The organism is Methylosinus sp. is20ea (assembly GCF_059718135.1).
The window spans coordinates 1520768-1536738 of sequence record NZ_AP046088.1; the positions used below are offsets into that span (position 1 = coordinate 1520768).

18 protein-coding genes are annotated in these 15971 nt (G+C 67.2%); 9 read left to right on the forward strand and 9 right to left on the reverse strand.

Annotation, left to right across the window (positions count from 1 at the left end):
• Positions 1-3: 3 nt before the first annotated feature.
• Both AC6IY7_RS06980 and AC6IY7_RS06985 read right to left on the reverse strand, forming a co-directional pair.
• Complete coding sequence (locus AC6IY7_RS06980; RefSeq protein ID WP_497782341.1) at positions 4-471, reverse strand: endonuclease domain-containing protein; 468 nt, start codon at positions 469-471, stop codon at positions 4-6.
• A 74-nt stretch (positions 472-545) separates the two neighbouring features.
• A complete protein-coding gene (locus tag AC6IY7_RS06985) occupies positions 546-1106 on the reverse strand; it encodes a LemA family protein (protein WP_497782342.1) in 561 nt (186 codons plus the stop codon).
• Between the two features lie 326 nt (positions 1107-1432).
• Here AC6IY7_RS06985 and def point away from each other — a divergent pair, with 326 nt between their 5' ends.
• From def to truA, 3 genes are read left to right on the forward strand one after another with little or no spacing between them, the layout of a single operon-like run.
• A complete protein-coding gene (gene def / locus AC6IY7_RS06990; protein ID WP_497782343.1) occupies positions 1433-1969 on the forward strand; it encodes a peptide deformylase in 537 nt (178 codons plus the stop codon).
• Positions 1970-1977: 8 nt separating this feature from the next.
• Positions 1978-2907: a methionyl-tRNA formyltransferase gene (gene fmt / locus AC6IY7_RS06995; RefSeq protein ID WP_497782797.1), complete on the forward strand. Its 930-nt coding sequence runs from the start codon at positions 1978-1980 to the stop codon at positions 2905-2907.
• Positions 2908-2909: 2 nt separating this feature from the next.
• Complete coding sequence (truA, locus tag AC6IY7_RS07000) at positions 2910-3713, forward strand: tRNA pseudouridine(38-40) synthase TruA (protein ID WP_497782344.1); 804 nt, start codon at positions 2910-2912, stop codon at positions 3711-3713.
• Positions 3714-3850: 137 nt separating this feature from the next.
• Here the strand turns inward: truA and AC6IY7_RS07005 are convergent, their stop codons facing one another.
• Positions 3851-4165 carry a hypothetical protein gene (locus tag AC6IY7_RS07005; protein ID WP_497782345.1) on the reverse strand — a complete coding sequence of 105 codons (315 nt, stop codon included), beginning with the start codon at positions 4163-4165 and terminating at the stop codon, positions 3851-3853.
• Between the two features lie 209 nt (positions 4166-4374).
• On the opposite strand from AC6IY7_RS07005, the gene AC6IY7_RS07010 reads away from it, so the two are divergent.
• Positions 4375-4542: a hypothetical protein gene (locus AC6IY7_RS07010; RefSeq protein ID WP_497782346.1), complete on the forward strand. Its 168-nt coding sequence runs from the start codon at positions 4375-4377 to the stop codon at positions 4540-4542.
• Between the two features lie 21 nt (positions 4543-4563).
• Here the strand turns inward: AC6IY7_RS07010 and AC6IY7_RS07015 are convergent, their stop codons facing one another.
• Positions 4564-5787 carry a GNAT family N-acetyltransferase gene (locus AC6IY7_RS07015; RefSeq protein WP_497782347.1) on the reverse strand — a complete coding sequence of 408 codons (1224 nt, stop codon included), beginning with the start codon at positions 5785-5787 and terminating at the stop codon, positions 4564-4566.
• A 173-nt stretch (positions 5788-5960) separates the two neighbouring features.
• Between AC6IY7_RS07015 and AC6IY7_RS07020 the strand changes: the two genes are divergently transcribed.
• Both AC6IY7_RS07020 and AC6IY7_RS07025 read left to right on the forward strand, forming a co-directional pair.
• The gene (locus tag AC6IY7_RS07020) at positions 5961-6200 is read left to right on the forward strand and encodes an FmdB family zinc ribbon protein (RefSeq protein WP_497782798.1); all 240 of its coding nucleotides are present in this window, start codon (positions 5961-5963) and stop codon (positions 6198-6200) included.
• 188 nt (positions 6201-6388) lie between these two features.
• The gene (locus tag AC6IY7_RS07025; RefSeq protein ID WP_497782348.1) at positions 6389-7339 is read left to right on the forward strand and encodes a 50S ribosomal protein L11 methyltransferase; all 951 of its coding nucleotides are present in this window, start codon (positions 6389-6391) and stop codon (positions 7337-7339) included.
• Between the two features lie 159 nt (positions 7340-7498).
• On the opposite strand, the gene AC6IY7_RS07030 is transcribed toward AC6IY7_RS07025, so the two are convergent.
• On the reverse strand, positions 7499-7726 hold the full coding sequence (locus AC6IY7_RS07030; RefSeq protein ID WP_497782349.1) for a hypothetical protein: 228 nt from the start codon (positions 7724-7726) through the stop codon (positions 7499-7501).
• Positions 7727-7832: 106 nt separating this feature from the next.
• Here AC6IY7_RS07030 and AC6IY7_RS07035 point away from each other — a divergent pair, with 106 nt between their 5' ends.
• Both AC6IY7_RS07035 and AC6IY7_RS07040 read left to right on the forward strand, forming a co-directional pair.
• Positions 7833-8342, forward strand: a complete 510-nt coding sequence (locus AC6IY7_RS07035) for a GNAT family N-acetyltransferase (RefSeq protein ID WP_497782350.1) — start codon at positions 7833-7835, stop codon at positions 8340-8342.
• A 98-nt stretch (positions 8343-8440) separates the two neighbouring features.
• A complete protein-coding gene (locus tag AC6IY7_RS07040; RefSeq protein WP_497782351.1) occupies positions 8441-10255 on the forward strand; it encodes an aminopeptidase P family protein in 1815 nt (604 codons plus the stop codon).
• Positions 10256-10554: 299 nt separating this feature from the next.
• Here the strand turns inward: AC6IY7_RS07040 and AC6IY7_RS07045 are convergent, their stop codons facing one another.
• Positions 10555-11499 (reverse strand): peptidoglycan-binding domain-containing protein, encoded by a 945-nt coding sequence (locus tag AC6IY7_RS07045; RefSeq protein WP_497782352.1) that lies wholly within the window; start codon positions 11497-11499, stop codon positions 10555-10557.
• Between the two features lie 112 nt (positions 11500-11611).
• Positions 11612-12319, reverse strand: coding sequence for an SOS response-associated peptidase (locus AC6IY7_RS07050; RefSeq protein ID WP_497782353.1), 708 nt, complete (start codon positions 12317-12319; stop codon positions 11612-11614).
• A 140-nt stretch (positions 12320-12459) separates the two neighbouring features.
• Between AC6IY7_RS07050 and AC6IY7_RS07055 the strand changes: the two genes are divergently transcribed.
• Positions 12460-12954, forward strand: coding sequence for a hypothetical protein (locus AC6IY7_RS07055; protein WP_497782354.1), 495 nt, complete (start codon positions 12460-12462; stop codon positions 12952-12954).
• On the opposite strand, the gene AC6IY7_RS07060 is transcribed toward AC6IY7_RS07055, so the two are convergent.
• On the reverse strand, positions 12930-13751 hold the full coding sequence (locus AC6IY7_RS07060) for an enoyl-CoA hydratase-related protein (protein ID WP_497782355.1): 822 nt from the start codon (positions 13749-13751) through the stop codon (positions 12930-12932). The two genes, AC6IY7_RS07055 and AC6IY7_RS07060, sit on opposite strands and share 25 nt — an antisense overlap.
• 23 nt (positions 13752-13774) lie before the next feature.
• Entirely contained in the window at positions 13775-15556 is a 1782-nt protein-coding gene (locus AC6IY7_RS07065) for an acyl-CoA dehydrogenase family protein (RefSeq protein ID WP_497782356.1), read from the reverse strand.
• Positions 15557-15971 lie beyond the last annotated feature (415 nt).

Sequence of the window (15971 nt, forward strand, 5' to 3'; positions counted from 1 at the left end):
GGGCTAACGCGTTTTCCCCTTCTCCCCTTGCGGGAGAAGGTGGCCCGGCCATAGGGCGTCCGTGAGGACGCCCGTCGAGCGACGGGCTTTGGCCGGGTCGGATGAGGGGGGAGCCGCGCAATCTCGCAAGGCGCGCGTGATGCGCTGCGTCGCCAATTCAGGCGAGCCGATCACGAGATCATTCGGGAGGCGCATGATGCGAAAGCCTTGCTGCTCGAGCCATTGATCGCGAGCTACATCCCGCTTGTGCTGCAAATCCGCGTCATGGGACGGCCCATCGATCTCCACGATCAGCCGCGCCTCGAAACAAACGAAATCGACGATGTAGCGGCCGATGGGAACCTGACGGCGGAATTTGAAACCGCCGAGACGGCGTCCACGCAGGGCGCGCCACATTATCGCCTCAGCGTTCACGGCGTCGGCGCGCTGCTCGCGCGCCAGACGCAGCATCACCTCTTGCGGGATTGTCATCGCGGCGCCCCCTCATCCGACCCCGCTGCGCGGGGCCACCTTCTCCCGCGAGGGGAGAAGGAGAAAACTTCCCTTTAGAATTGGACCTTGGGAGTCTCCTGGACGGCTTTGCGCTCGCCTTCCTCGAGATTGAAGAACTCCTGCGGCGAGAAGCCGAATGACGCCGCATAGAACGCCGCCGGGACGCTCTCGCGGGCGGCGTTGTATTCGGCCGAGGCGTTGTTGAAGAAACGCCGCGACGCCGCGATCTTGTTCTCCACGTCGGACAATTCGCTCTGCAGCTGCTGGAAGTTCTGATTGGCTTTGAGATCCGGATAATGCTCGGCGAGGGCGAAGAGCCGGCCGAGCACGCCATTGAGCGCGCTCTCGGCGGCGCCCTGCGCCTGCGGGCCCTGCGCGGCCACCGCCTTGTTGCGGGCGGCGACCACTTCCTCGAGCGTGCCGCGCTCATGGGCGGCGTAGCCCTTCACCGTCTCCACCAGATTGGGGATGAGGTCGTGACGCTGCTTGAGCTGGACGTCTATGTCCGAGAACGCCTGGCGGCAGCGCTGCCGCAGCGTCACCAGGCCGTTGTAGGAGCCGACGAGCCAGAGGACGGCGAGAACCAATACGCCGAGAAGGATGAGAGCGGTCATGATCGGGCTCCACGATTTTTCGCGTCGCGCGCCAACGGCGGACGGCCGAAGTCGTAGCCGGCTTTCACGACGCGCGAAAGTGCGCCGGCGCACAGCCCCGCCTGCGGGGAAGCAAGCGACCATCGAGAAACAACGCCCCTCGCCCTCCTCAGGGTGAGGAAAGCTTCGGCCGACCATCCTGTCGCGACCCCCGATCTCTTACATTGCGCGCGGAAGCGGAATATAATCTGCATCAAACCCGCGCCGGCGTCCATTTGACGGAGACCGGGCGCATCCCTATCTCGACGGTCGAGACCGCCAGAAAGTCCAGGCGCGAAAGCAAGCAAATGGCCATTCGTCCCATCATCACCCTGCCCGATCCGCGGCTGCGGCTCGTTTCCGACCCCGTCACGACCTTCGACGGCGAGCTCCAGCAGCTGCTCGACGATATGCTCGAGACCATGTACGAAGCCCCCGGCGTCGGCCTCGCGGCGATCCAGATCGCGGTTCCCAAGCGCATCGTCGTCGCCGACGCCACGCGCGGCGACGAGCCGAAGAATCCGTTGTTCGTCATCAATCCTCAGATCGTCTGGGCGTCCGAGGAGCTCTTCGTCTATCAGGAGGGCTGCCTCTCCGTTCCCGATTATTTCGAGGATGTGCAGCGCCCGGCGCGCGTGCGCGTGCGCTATCTCGACCGCGCCGGCGCGACGCAGGAGATCGAGGCCGACGGATTGCTCGCCACCGTGCTCCAGCACGAGATCGACCACCTCGAGGGCGGGCTGTTCATCGACCATCTCTCGCGGCTGAAGCGCGACCGCGTGGTGAAGAAATTCGCTAAGGCCGCCGCCCGCGCCGCTCCCGTCACGGATAAGGTCGAGGCGTGATCGGGAGCATGCGCGTCGTCTTCATGGGCACGCCCGATTTCGCCGCGCCGCTGCTCGAGAAAATCGTCGCCGAGGGTCACGAGGTCGTGGCGGTCTACACGCGCGCGCCGGCGCCGGCCGGCCGCGGCATGGAGCTGAAGCTCTCGCCCGTGCATCGGCTGGCCGAAAAACTGTCGATTCCCGTCTTCACGCCCAAGAGCTTCAAGAGCGAGGAGACGATCCGCGCTTTCGCCGCGCTCGGCGCCGATGTGGCGGTGGTCGCGGCCTATGGGCTCATTCTGCCGCAGGCGGCGCTGGATGCGCCGCGTTTGGGCTGCCTCAATCTGCACGGTTCGCTGCTGCCGCGCTGGCGCGGCGCGGCGCCGATCCAGCGCGCGGTCATGGCCGGCGACGCCGAGACCGGCGTGATGGTGATGAAAATGGAGGCAGGCCTCGACACCGGCCCCGTCGCCGCGACCGCGCGCGTTTCGATCGGCGAGGATATGACGACGGGCGAGTTGCACGACGCGCTCGCCGCCGCGGGCGCCGAGCTGATGACGAGATCGCTGCGCGATCTCGCGGCCGGCGCGCTCTCCTTCGCGCCGCAGGCCGAGGCGGGCGTCACTTACGCGCAGAAGATCGACAAGAGCGAGAGCCGCATCGATTGGCGCCGCCCGGCGCACGAGATTCACAATCTCGTGCGCGGCCTCTCACCCTTTCCCGGCGCCTTTTTCGAGAGCGATCTCGGCCATGGGCTCGAGCGCGTGAAAGTGCTGCGCACGAAGCTCGAAGCAGGCGCGGGCGCGCCCGGCGCGGCGCTCGACGACAAGGGACTCGTCGCCTGCGGCGAGGGCGCGCTGCGGCTGGTGGAGGTGCAGCGCGGCGGCAAGGCGCCGATGGCGATCGCCGATTTTTTGCGCGGCCGACCGCTCGCCCCCGGCATGACTCTGGCGACGTAAAAATGGCGACCACATTCGAGGCGGGCTCTTCGCCTCCCCCCGAAGCGGAGGGCGAAGGGCGCGCCGCCTACCGCTACGCGCTGACCATCGAATATGACGGCTCGCCCTTCGTCGGCTGGCAGCGGCAGGCCAATGGCGCCTCCGTGCAGCAGCGGCTCGAGGAGGCGGTCGCGGCGCTCGAGCATGGCGAGCGGCGCGTCGTGCATGGGGCCGGGCGCACCGACGCCGGCGTGCATGCGCTGGGACAGGTCGGCCACGTCGATCTGACGCGCGACTGGCGCGAGGACCGGCTGCGCGATGCGCTCAACGCCCATTTGCGGCCCGACCCGATCGCCGTGCTGGAGACTCGCCGCGTCGCGCAGAGTTTCGAGGCGCGCTTCTCGGCGATCCGCCGGCATTATCGCTATGTGATCGACAATCGCCGCGCGCCGCTGACGCTGCAACGCGGCCGCGCCTGGCATGTGAAGCGCCGCATCGATGCGGAGGCGATGCACGAGGCCGCGCAGGCGCTCGTCGGCCGCCACGACTTCACGACCTTTCGCTCGACGGAATGTCAGGCCAATTCGCCGGTGCGAACGCTGGAGCGGCTCGACGTGCGGCGCATGGACGACATCATAGAGATCGTCACCTGCGCGCGCTCATTCCTGCATAATCAGGTGCGCTCGCTCGCCGGCTCGCTGGAGCATGTCGGCTCCGGCCGATGGAGCGCCGACGATCTGCGCGCCGCCCTCGAGGCAAAGGACCGAACCCGCTGCGGGCAGGTCGCCCCGCCGCATGGGCTCTATCTCGTCGCCGTCGATTATTGAGCCCCGACGCCCCCTCCCTCCCCCGCTATCGCGGGAGAGGGGGTCTGCGACGTCTCGCGAAGCTTCGATGAAGCGCCGAATCTGCCCCCTCTCCCGCGATAGCGGGGGAGGGGGCCTGCGCCCGTAATTCGAAGCGATTACTCGATGCCGGACTCGCGGTTGCGGGCGTTGACCGCATGGCGGAGCTGCTCGTTGATCGCGACCGGATCGGTCGGCGAGGGCTTGGCCATCAGCAGCGCGCCACGCACGACCGAAGCCTCCTCGGCGGTCAGAACGACCGGGCCGGCCATGAAGGCGGCATTGGGAAGCGTGTGCAGGATCGCAAAGCGATTGGGATGGTCCTTGACCTCGACGACCCGGTCGGCGACCGGCTTTCCGTCGACGCAGACATAAGGACCAACGACTTCGACTTTGTGGCCATCGTCGGTATTTCTGATGAAAGTCGTTTGCATCGTCGTCGCCACTCGTGCTGGATTGAACTCGCGGCCACCCCCGGGCCGCGCAGAAAAAGTCAGCAAGTTTCGTGCCGCCTAGAGCGCTCTAGTTTTCGTTCGTTGGAGCGAATTCTGATCGATCGAACGATTCCGCTCGATCGGAAAGCGCTCGAGCGCCCGCTCCCGACCCAGAGCCGCATGACGGCGTCGCCGATCAGAGCCCCGAAATGACCGAAAACGGCAAGAAGCCCCCCGCTCCGGCCAAGAAGAACGCCACGGCGCTGGCGGCCGCGCTCAAAGCCAATCTGCGCCGGCGCAAGTCGAACGCGCAATCGCCGCGCGAGGACGGGAGCCGGCCGGAGCCGAAGAAGCGGCCGTCGCCCGATTCGCCCTGATCCCCTCGCGCCGCAAAGCCGTCAGTGATCGTCCCCGCCGGCCTCGGCGCGGCGGAAGGGCAGGCTCGCCTCGTAATCGGCGATGGATTCGTCGACCGCCACTTTCTCGCGCGACAGAAATTCGACGATCGCGGTCCGCAGCCTGGGATCGGCGAAATCATGCGCCGAATGTGTGGCGACGGGCCGATAGCCGCGCGCGAGCTTGTGCTCGCCCTGGGCGCCGGCCTCCACGCGCTTGTATCCATGGCGGATGGCGTATTCGATCGCCTGATAATAGCAGACCTCGAAATGCAGAAAGGGCCGCTCCTCGAGCGCGCCCCAATTGCGGCCGTAGATCGCGTCGTCGCCCAGAAAATTGATCGCCCCGGCGATATGGTCCCCGTCCCGCCGCGCCATGACCAGGAGAATGCGCTCGGCCATCGTCGCGCCGATGCGGTCGAAAAAGTCGCGCGTCAGATAGGGCCGGCCCCATTTGCGCGCGCCCGTGTCCATATAGAAAGCGAAGAATTTGTCCCAATGCGCGGGCTTTATGTCGGCGCCGGTGAGGACGTCGATCGCGAGATCGTCGCCCAGCGCGTCGCGCCGCTCGCGCTTGATCGTCTTGCGCTTGCGCGAGGAGAGCGCGGCGAGAAAATCGTCGAAATCGCGATAGTTCTCGTTGAAGAAATGGAATTGCTCGCCGGCGCGGGGCGCGAAGCCCTCGGCCGCCAGCGCCCCGACCTCGCCCTCTGTCGCGAAGGTGACATGGATGGAGGAGGCCTCCGCCGCCTGGCGCAGCGCGCGCAACGCATGGACGAGCCCGGGCAGCGCGCCCTCCGGCGCGTCGCGGGCAACGAGCAGACGCCGCCCCGTCGCCGGCGTGAAGGGAACCGCGACCTGCACCTTGGGATAATAGCGCCCGCCGGCGTTCTCATAGGCCTGCGCCCAGCCGAAATCGAAGACATATTCGCCCATGCTGTGCGTCTTCACATAAGAGGGCGCGGCGGCGACGAGCCTGCCCTCGGCGTCCTCCAAAATCGTGTAGAGCGGCGTCCAGCCGGTGCGCGCGCCGACCGATCTCGACTGCTCGAGCGCCAGCAGAAAGGCGCTTGAGATGAAGGGATTGAAGCGCTCGCCGCCGGCCTCCTCGGCCGTGAGCCCGCAAGGATTGGCGAGCGCGTCCCAGGCCGCCGCGTCGACCTGCTCGAGCGAGGGGATGAAACGGGCCGTCAGACGAGTGGAGGACGTCGAATGATCGGAAGACATGGCGCCCGCGGTTTTGGAGAGAGCTTCACACTCTATGCGTAGCGAAAGGCGTTCCAATCGGATTTTTCGCCGGCGCCGCGGCGGTGGTCACGTCGCGCCGGCACAGTTATTGCTTTAAAAATAGGCGCCGCCTGAGCGGCCCGCCGACGAGAGGAATGGACGAGAGGAACAGCATGCCGCTCTACTCCTATGAATGCGAAGATTGTCATGCGGAGTGCGAACTGCTGGTCCGCGGTTCGGACACGCCGGTCTGCCCGTCCTGCGGCAGCGAGAAATTGCAGCAGCGAGTCGCCAAGATCTGCGTCGAGATCAAATATCCGGCCATCGCCAAATCCTGGCGCAGGGCGGCCGCTGCAGAGGGCGATCTCTCCAATTTCAGCAAGCAGGAAATTCAAGCCAAGCCGAAGGGCTGACAGCGCGCCTTCGGCGTCTTCGCGCGCGGCGTCTCGCCAACGAGGAGACGCGCGCGCAAATCGACGAGGCCGCGAAACAGGCGTACGACCCTCATGTCGAGGTGCGCGAGGCGCGCTTTTCCGCAGCCTGTTGGCGCGTCGAAGCGCGCGCCGGGTGACGGCGCGGCGCGGGCGTGCTAAGCGCGCCTATGCTGGAAGGACTTCCCCCCAATGGCGCGAGCCACGGCTTGCGCCTCGTCTCCGACGAAAAAACCGCGCGCGCCATCGCCGATCTCATCGTCGAGACCTTCGATCCCGCCGAGACCGCGGCCACGGCTTTCGAGGAACCGGACGAAAAAAGCTGGGCCGTCGAGGTCTATTTCGGCGATCCGCCGGACGAGGCGCAGATCCGCGCGCTGATCGAGGCCGCGGCGGGCGCCGAAGCCGCCGCCTCGGCGCGCTTTTTCGAGATTTCGCAGAAGGATTGGGTCGGCGCCTCGCTCGAGGGGCTGCGGCCCGTGCGCGCCGGCCGCTTCCTCGTCCATGGCTCGCACGACCGCGGCCGTGTGGGCGCGAGCGACATAGGCATTGAGATAGAGGCGGCGCTCGCCTTCGGCACTGGGCATCATGGCACCACGCTCGGCTGCCTGTTGACGCTCGCTGAAATTTGCAAGCAGCGGCGCCCGCAAAATGTGCTCGATGTCGGAACCGGCACCGGCGTGCTCGCCATCGCCGCCGCGCGCCTGCTGCGCCAGCCGATCGCCTGCGGCGATATCGATCCTGTCGCGGTGGAGACCGCGGGGGTCAACGCCCGCTTCAACGGCGTCGGCGGACTGGTGCGGCCGGTCGTCGCCGTGGGCGTGCGCCATCCCGCGCTCGCGCCGGGGCGATATGATCTGATCTTCGCCAATATTCTCGCCAAGCCCTTGCGCCTGCTCGCGCCCAAGATCGCTGCAGTCGCCGCTCCGGGGGCCGAGCTCGTGCTCTCGGGCCTGCTGGCGCGCGATGTGGCGGGCGTGCTCTCGGCCTATCGCGCCCAGGGTTTCACGCTGGCGAAGCGCCGCGACATCGACGGCTGGGCGACGCTGCTGCTGCGCAGCGGCGGCGCCGCAGCGCGGCCGGATTGGCGTTTGCTCGACGACGACGAAGACGACGACTGAGAAGGACGACGTCACATCGGCATGGAACCGGGGTCATGCGCGCCGTGGCGAACGCCGTGGACGATGATTTCCGCGTTGCCCGGCTTGGCGGAAAATGCTTGTCGATTTAGACGAGAACACGCTCGAGCTCGGCCGCGGCGCGAAGCGTGAAACGCAGCGTCACAGCCCGTGCTTCGACCAAATGGCGCGGATTTGCTCCTCGGTCGCAAATTCGCCGCGCTCCGCCTCGGCGAAAGAGGCGTCGAAAGACGCTTCTTCTTCCGCGCTCAATCGAATGAGAGCGGGCTCGCCTCCGGCGCGCGCTATGATGACGCGCGCGAGATCGTCCTGCATAGCCGCCGGGAGATTGCGCGCAGCCGCGACGGCCTCGTCGAGAAGTTTGGTCATCGCCGCTAATCTAGCGCGCGCCGCGAGCCGCCGAAAGCCGTTTCGATCCGAAATCGGCGCGCGCCTTGCTTCGCGAAGCCCGACTCGAGAGGACGAAACCGCGACCATGGCGCTGACGATTCGCCGGCTCACGCCCGCCGATGCGGCGGAGTTCCACGCTCTGCGGCAAGAGGGATTCCGCCTGCACGAGCGCGAGTTCCGCTTCGCGCCGGAGGACGAGGCGCATCTTGCGACGCAGGAGGTCGCGGCGCGGCTGGCGCGCGATTTCGTCGTCGGCGCCTTCGAGGGCGCGACGCTGGTCGGCGTCGCAGGGCTCGCGGGTTTCGCCGGCGCAAAGACGAAGCACAAAGCGCTGCTGTGGGGAATGTATCTGCGCGAGCGACACAGAGGCGAAGGCGGCGCCGACGCGCTGATGGCCGCGCTGATGGAGCATGCGCGCGGCGCGTACGAGATCGTCACGCTGACCGTGATGCGCGACAATGTGAGAGCGCTGCGTTTCTACGAGCGTTGGGGGTTTATAATCTATGGAGTCGAGCCCGCGTCCGTGAAGACCGCGGACGGCCTCTATCTCGACGAAGCGCTGATGGCGTTGCGGCTCGCCTCCAGCGCTATTTGAATTCGCATGTTCTTTTCCGAAAACCGCTTCGCGCTTTTTAAGGAACATGCTCTGGCCGCCATATTGCCGCACAGCGGGGAAGGGCATAGGTTCGAGATATGTTCGAGAGCAGATTCCAGAGCTTCGCCGACGACGCCAGCGCGCAGGACAGCGCGGAGCGCCTCGCGGCCCTGCGCGCAGAGCTCGCGCGCCGTAAAGTCGATGGCTTCATCGCGCCCCGCGCCGACGAGCATCAGAACGAATATGTGCCGAAATCGGCGGAGCGCCTCGCCTGGCTCACCGGCTTCACCGGCTCGGCCGGCGTCGTCGTCGTGCTCGCCGACAGAGCGGCGCTCTTCGTCGACGGCCGCTATACGCTGCAGGCGCCCGAGCAGGTCGACACGAAGCGCGTCGCCGTCTTCGACATAGCGCAGACGTCACCCGCGCGCTGGCTCGCCGAAAAGGCGAAGGCAGGCGCGCGCATCGGCTACGATCCTTGGGTGCATACGCCGGCGCAGATCGAGCGTTACGCCAAGGCGCTGGAGGCCAAGGGCGTCACGCTGGTCGCGCTCGACGACAACCCGATCGATGCGGTGTGGAGCGACCGCCCCGAGCCGCCCTGCGGCGCCATCTCGCTCTATCCGCCGCGGCTCGCGGGCGTCGCCGCCAAGACCAAGATCGCGCGCGTGCGCAAGGCGCTGGGCGAGGCCGATGCGCTGCTCGTCTCCGATCCGCATGCGCTGGCCTGGCTCTTCAATTTGCGCGGCGCCGATGTCGCGCATACGCCCATCGCGCTCGGCTTCGCGCTTCTGCCGAAGGAGGGCCGGCCGCTTCTCTATGTCGATCCCGCAAAGCTCTCGGCAAAGACGCGGGCCAGCCTCGAGGGCCTCGCCGACATAGGCGAGGCGGCGGAGGTCGTCGACGATCTCTCCGCCGCCGGCGCGCGGGGAATGACGATTTTGTTCGATTCGGCGACCGCGCCGGCGAAGCTCGTCGAGCTCTTCCGCGCGGCGGGCGGACGCCAAAAGCTCGGCGAGGACCCGATCGCGCTGCTGAAGGCGGTCAAGAACGACATAGAGCTGGATGGCGCGCGCGCCGCGCATTTACGCGACGGCGTCGCGCTGACGCGCTTCCTCGCCTGGTTCGCCGAGACCGCGCCCAAAGGCAGACTCACGGAGATCTCCGCCGCTCAGGCGCTGGAGACCTTCCGCCGCGAGAATGGCGAGCTGCGCGATCTCTCCTTTCCGACCATCTCCGCCTTCGGCCCGCACGCCGCCATTCCGCATTACCGCGTGACCGAGGCGAGCGATCTGCGCATTGCGCGCGGCTGCTATCTCGTCGATTCCGGCGCGCAATATCTCGACGGCACCACGGATGTGACGCGCACCATCGGCGTCGGCCGGCCGTCGAAGCAATTGCGCGAGCATTTCACGCGCGTGCTGCAGGGCCATATCGGCGTCGCCCGCGCGGTGTTTCCGGTCGGCGTCAGCGGCGCGCAGCTCGACGCTTTCGCGCGCCGCAGCCTGTGGGAGGCGGGGCTCGACTTCGACCATGGCACAGGCCATGGCGTCGGCGCCTATCTCTCTGTGCACGAGGGGCCGCAGCGCATCTCGAAGCTCGGCTCGACGCCCTTGCAGCCGGGCATGATCCTCTCCGACGAGCCGGGCTATTATCGCGCCGGCGAATATGGCATTCGCCTCGAGAATCTGATCGTGGTGGAGAAGCGCGAGATCGAAGGCGCCGAGCGCGAGATGCTCGGCTTCGAGACACTCACCCTCGCGCCCTTCGATCTCGCGCTCGTCGAGCCGAAGCTCTTGAGCCTCGAGGAGACGCGCTGGCTCAACGCCTATCACGCGCGGGTGCGGGCGGAATTGTCGCCGCATCTCGACGCCAAGACGCGCAAATGGCTCACGCAGGCGACGCGACGGCTGTGACGCAGGGCGCGGCGTTCCGATAGTTGGCGTGCGGGCGGCTATAGCGGTTCCAGCCGAAGTGGACGCCGGTTCGGCGTTGGAAACGCGTCAAAACAAAAGCATAGAGTCTTTCCCTGTTTCCATGAAACAGGGAAAGACTCTAGTCGTCGCGAAAGGCCCCCTCCCCAGCCCTCCCCCGCTTCGCGGGAGAGGGAGAAGATTCCGCGTTTCATCGGGATTTCGCGAAGCGTTTGCCGCCCCCTCTCCCGCGTAGCGGGGGAGGGTGAGGGAGGGGGCCTTCGCCCGCCTCCCGCCATGCCTCAATCGCCCTTGCCGGCGAGGCGCGGCAATAGGATCTTGCTCACGAGGCAATGCGTGCCGTCGTTCGGATCCTCGGTGCGGCGGGGGCGCTTGGCGTTGCATTCGGCCTTGTCGGCGGGATTTTTGACGCCGTAGAAGGCGTTGATGATCGTCTGCTCCTGCTCGTGATCGAAAGCGTGCGTCTGGCCGAACATCACATATTGGAAGATCAGCGACTGCGTCTTCGGCACGAAGGCAACGAAATCGGCGGCCTCCTTCAGTCTGCCCGCCGCGCAGCCTCGATAGGCGGCCGGACGCTGATATTTGAATCCCGCGGGCGTCGACTTGCCGGAAAGCGCATAAGTGTAGCAGGCGCGCGGCTTCGACATCTGGCAATAATAATGAATCGCAATGTCCGACCAGTCGGTCGGCGAGTAATTCGTCTTCAGGCAATCGGCCGTATATTGATAGCCTTGATCCGTGTGCTTGGGCTCGCCGGCGCGGCGGCTGCCGTAAATGTCGGCGCTCTGGTTCATCGCCGCGAGGATCGCCGCGCCCGGCAGCGACAGGCCCGCGCCCGCGGCGTTGGGCGCATAATTGCTGTAGGGCTGGGCCGGACTATTCTTGGCGGCGACGAGCTTGTCGATCTCCTCCTGGGTCGGAACAGCGATCCAATCAGCGACCGGCTTCGACGTCGAGACGCCGACCCCGAGCTTATCGAGCGTCGCGGGATCGAGCGCGCCATTCTGCGGCAGGCCCGATTTCTGCTGGAAGCCGGTGATCGCCGCCGTCGTCTTCGCCCCGACAACGCCGTCGAGCGTTCCCGGATCGAAGCCCTGCGCGGCGAGTTTCGACTGCGCCGCATGCGTAACCGGATTATAGGGGCCGGCCAGACTCGCCGAGCCGACGGACGAAGTCAGAACGATCGCGAGCGCCGCAGCGGCGGCGCGCATGCCTATACGCATTCCAAAACTCCCTTCGAGAAAATCTCACGTCGAAACGAGCGACGGCCGAGAGTCATATCACCCGCCGGCGAGCCGCCAAGGCGTTTTTCGCCCGCGTCGCCCTCTGGGTCGCTCAGGCGAGCAGGTCGGCGCGAGGCTGTTGAATCCAGGGTCCGTCATTGGCCGCCTTATTGACGTCCGCGCCGATCTCGAAAAATTCGAGCGCGTCGTCGGGCGCCGAGACGAGCAGGCGCCATGCCGCCTCGGCTGCATATTCGTCGAGGCTCAACCAGAGATCGAAATCCTTCGGCGCGAGAATCGCCGGCATGCGATCGTGAACGGCGACCGTCGCGCCATTGGCGGAGACGGTGAGGATGCAGGCGGTGTCGAGCTCGCTGCCGTCGCTGCCGATCCATGTCTCATAGAGGCCGGCGAGCGCCAGCGGCGTGGCGTCGGCGTGGCGGAAGAGATAGGGCCGGCTCGCCCGCGCGCGGGACTTACCCCCCTCGCGTCGCCACTCGTAATAAGCGTCGGCGATGAAGAGACAGCGGCGCCGCTTCATCGCGGCGCGAAAGCTGGGCTTTTCCGGCGCGCCCTCGGCGCGGGCGTTGATAATGAGCGGAAAGCGCGCCGGATCTTTCACGAAGCCGGGCAGAAAGCCCCAGCGGACGAGCTGGAACCGCCGCGCCTCGCCGCCGCGCGGATCGCGCTCCTGCCGCACGATGGGGACGGGCTGGGTCGGCGCCACATTGTAGCGCGGCGGAAAATTCGGCTGGTCGACATAGCCGAAATAATCGCGCGCCGCCTGCGGCGGCAGGGTGATGGCGTATCTCCCGCACATGATCCGCTTATGATCCTCCTCTTCTCTCGGCGCCGCGAAGCCGCGGAAATCCCGCACATTCCCGCGATCGCCGATGAGACGCGGAAAGAGATTCTTATCAATTGGCGCCCATAGTGGAACCCAACATATCGGGATTTCCTATGACGGCTGACGCGCAATTCGCAACGCTCGATCAAGTCGACGGCAATCGGGCGCCGAATCCTTTTTCCTCGACCAAGCCGCTGATCAGTCCGGTCTCCGGACTGGCCAATGACTATCTCAATCTGTTCAACGAGCTCGTCATGATGCTGGAGCAGCTCCCGCACATGCCCGAGCTCATCGACGATCTGCTGGCCTGGCGCCCGGTGACCTATAAGGAATATTTCGAGCGATCGCAGCTTCCCGGCCGGCACTCCGCGCTCGCCGCCTATGAAAGGGTGAGCCCGGACTTCAAGCGCCGCTTCGAAGCCTATGTCGCCGAGCTCGACACGATCGCCGTCGCCAGCGTCGCCGCGGTTCGCCTGCAATATCGCTCCGGCGCTCCGCAGAATTTCGACCGCCTCGCCGGGACCTGCGCGCGCGCCGGCGAAAAAATGCGCGCCATATTGCTGAAGGCGTCGCGTCTGGTGAACTACGCCCGATTGTCCGACGACTGAATCAGCGAGCCGCTCTCGCTCTCCTTCACGCCCGCGAAAAAAGCCTCGAGCCGGGCGCGCGTCTCCCGCATCGTCAGCGCCGCCGCGAATAGCGCCGCCTCCTCCTCGAGCCGCGCGGCGACGGCCGCCGCATCGCCCCGCAGCAGCCGCCGCGTCGCGGCGAGGGCGGCGCGCGGCTTGGCGGCGAGCCGACGGGCCGCGTCGACCGCCATCCCCTCCACCTCGTCGAAGCCGGCGACGGCGTTGACGACGCCGAGGCGCAGCGCCTCGCTGGCCCCGAAGCTCTCGCACAGCAGCATGAATTCGGTCGCTTTCACGAGGCCGATGCGCTGCGGGATCAGCAGCGTCGAGGCCGCCTCCGGAATGACGCCGAGATCGACGAAAGGCATTTTGAAGCGCGCGCCATGCGAGGCGTAGACGAGATCGCAATGGAACAGCATGGTCACGCCGACGCCGACCGCGTCGCCGACGACGGCGGCGACGATGGGCGTCTGCAGCGCCGCCAGCGCGCGGACGAAACGCAGCGCCGGGAACTCCTGCAGATTGTCCAGCGGACGCCGGAAATCCTCGAGGTCGTTGCCGGCAGTGAAATCGTCGCCCGAGCTGGCGAGCACGATCGCGCGAATATCCTCATCCGCATCGGCCTGGGCGAAGGCGGCGATCATCGCCTCGTACATGGGCTTGTCGAGCGCATTGCGCTTGGCTGGCCGATCGATGACGATCCGCATGACGGGACCGTCCCGGCGCACGACGATCTCGCGATTCGGCTCGCGATTCTGCATGAACGTCTCTTTCATCTCTCGGGGCTCCGCCGCTGGTTTCAATCCCCGCCGGACGACAGCAGCGCCAGTCCGGCGATGATGGACTCGCCGCCGTCGACGACGGCGCGCTCCAGCCCCTCCGCCGCCACGGCGATATTATCGGCGAAGAAACGCGCCGTGACGATTCTGTTTTGCGTCGCCGGCTCGGCGGCGGCCGCGCGATGCGAGGCGAGCGCGCCCGCTCCGAGCAGAGTGACGCCGCGCGCGAGCGCGAACAGCCGCAGATAGGGCGTCGCTCCGGCGAGCGCCTCCGGCCCACGCGGATCGACGGCGGCGGACAGAAAATCGGTCGCCCGCTCGAGCGCGTCGACCGCCGCCGCGGCGCGATGCGCGATATTGACGAAGACGGCCTCATTGCTCGCGGCCAGCGCGTCTATGTCGTCGCGCATGTCGTCGATCTCCCGCCACATGGCCGCGCCTTTGGAGAGGCGCAGCTTGCGGGTGACGAGATCGATGGCCTGAATGCCGTTGGTCCCCTCATAGATGGGCGTGATGCGCACATCGCGCAGCAATCGCGCGGCGCCGGTCTCCTCTATGAAGCCCATGCCGCCATGGACCTGCACGCCGAGCGAGGCGACCTCGACTCCTATATCGGTGGAATAGGCCTTGGCGAGCGGCGTCAGCAGGCCGGCGCGCTCCTGCGCCGCCGCGGCCGCCGCGCCCTCGAGCCGCCGGGCGCGATCCATCGCCGCCGCCGTGAGATAGCAGATCGCCCGCGCCGCGGCGGTCTTCGCCTTCATCGTCATCAACATGCGGGCGACGTCTGGATGCTCGACGATCGGCGCCGGATCGCGCCGAGCGGAGCGGCCCTGGCGGCGCTCGCGGGCATAGGCGAGCGCCGTCTGCGTCGCCCGCTCGGCGAGGCCGACGCCCTGCAGCCCGACCGAGAGCCGCGCATTGTTCATCATGGTGAACATGCAGGCGAGCCCCTCATTCTCGGCGCCGACGAGAAATGCGACCGCGCCGCCGGCCTCGCCATAGGACATTGTGCAGGTCGGCGAGCCATGGACGCCGAGCTTATGCTCGACGCCGACGCAGCGGACATCATTGCGCGCGCCGGGACCGCCGTCCGGCCCCGGCAGGAATTTCGGCGCCAGAAACAGGGAAATTCCGCGCGTGCCGGCGGGCGCGTCGGGAAGCCGCGCCAGCACCATATGGACGATATTCTCGGAAAGATCGTGCTCGCCATAGGTGATGAAGATCTTCTGCCCGAACAGACGATAGGAGCCGTCGCCGGCGCGCTCGGCGCGCATGCGCAAATGGGCGAGATCGGAGCCGGCCTGCGGCTCGGTGAGATTCATCGTCGCCGTCCATTCGCCGGAGATCATCTTCGGCAGATAGGCGGATTTCAGCGCCTCGCTCGCATGGAACTCCATCGCCTCTATCGCGCCCTGGCCGAGCAGCGGGCACAGCGCGAAAGAGATATTGGCGGCGTTCCATATCTCCGTGCAGGCGGCGGCGAGCAGCAGCGGCAAGCCCATGCCGCCATGCTCGGGCGGCGCGGCGAGCGCGTTCCAGCCGCCCTCGACCCAGAGCGCATAGGCCTCGCGCCAGCCCGGCGCGGTCGCCACCGCGCCGGCCGAGAACGTCACGGCGGCGCGGTCGCCGATCGGGTCGAGCGGCAGCAGCGCGCTCTCGGCGAATTTGGCCGCCTCCCCGAGCGTCGCGGCGGCGGTGGCCGCATCGAGATCGGCATAGAGCCCGCCCGGCGCGAACGCCGCCTCGCCCGCCGCCCGCCGCATGGCGAAGAGCAGATCGTCGAGAGGCGCGCGATAGGGCATGAGGGGGCTCCAAAAAGAATCGCTTTCTCATTCTAGCGCCGCCGCAGCGCTATTCCACCGACGCGACGACGAAGGACGCGTTTCGGCCCGCCGGCTCGGCGCCTGCGTCGCCCGATCCGCCGAGAGACGACCGCGGCCCTGAGCGGCGCCGCGCCGGTTCGCGGGAGAGCGGATCCGAGACCAGCGCTCACGCAAGCTCGCTTTCGGCGCGCCCGGCCTCCGCCTCGACGGCGCGAGATCGCTCGTCGAGCACCCATTGGAGCTCGGGCCGCGTCGCCGCGACCTGTGGCCGAGCCCCGCCACTCGCGACACGATCGCGCCGACGCGTCGCCCGAGCCATAATTTTTTCCAGGCGAGCCAAACCGACAATGACGGCCATCGCCTGTCGGGCGCGACCGGGGAGCGGACCGGCGGC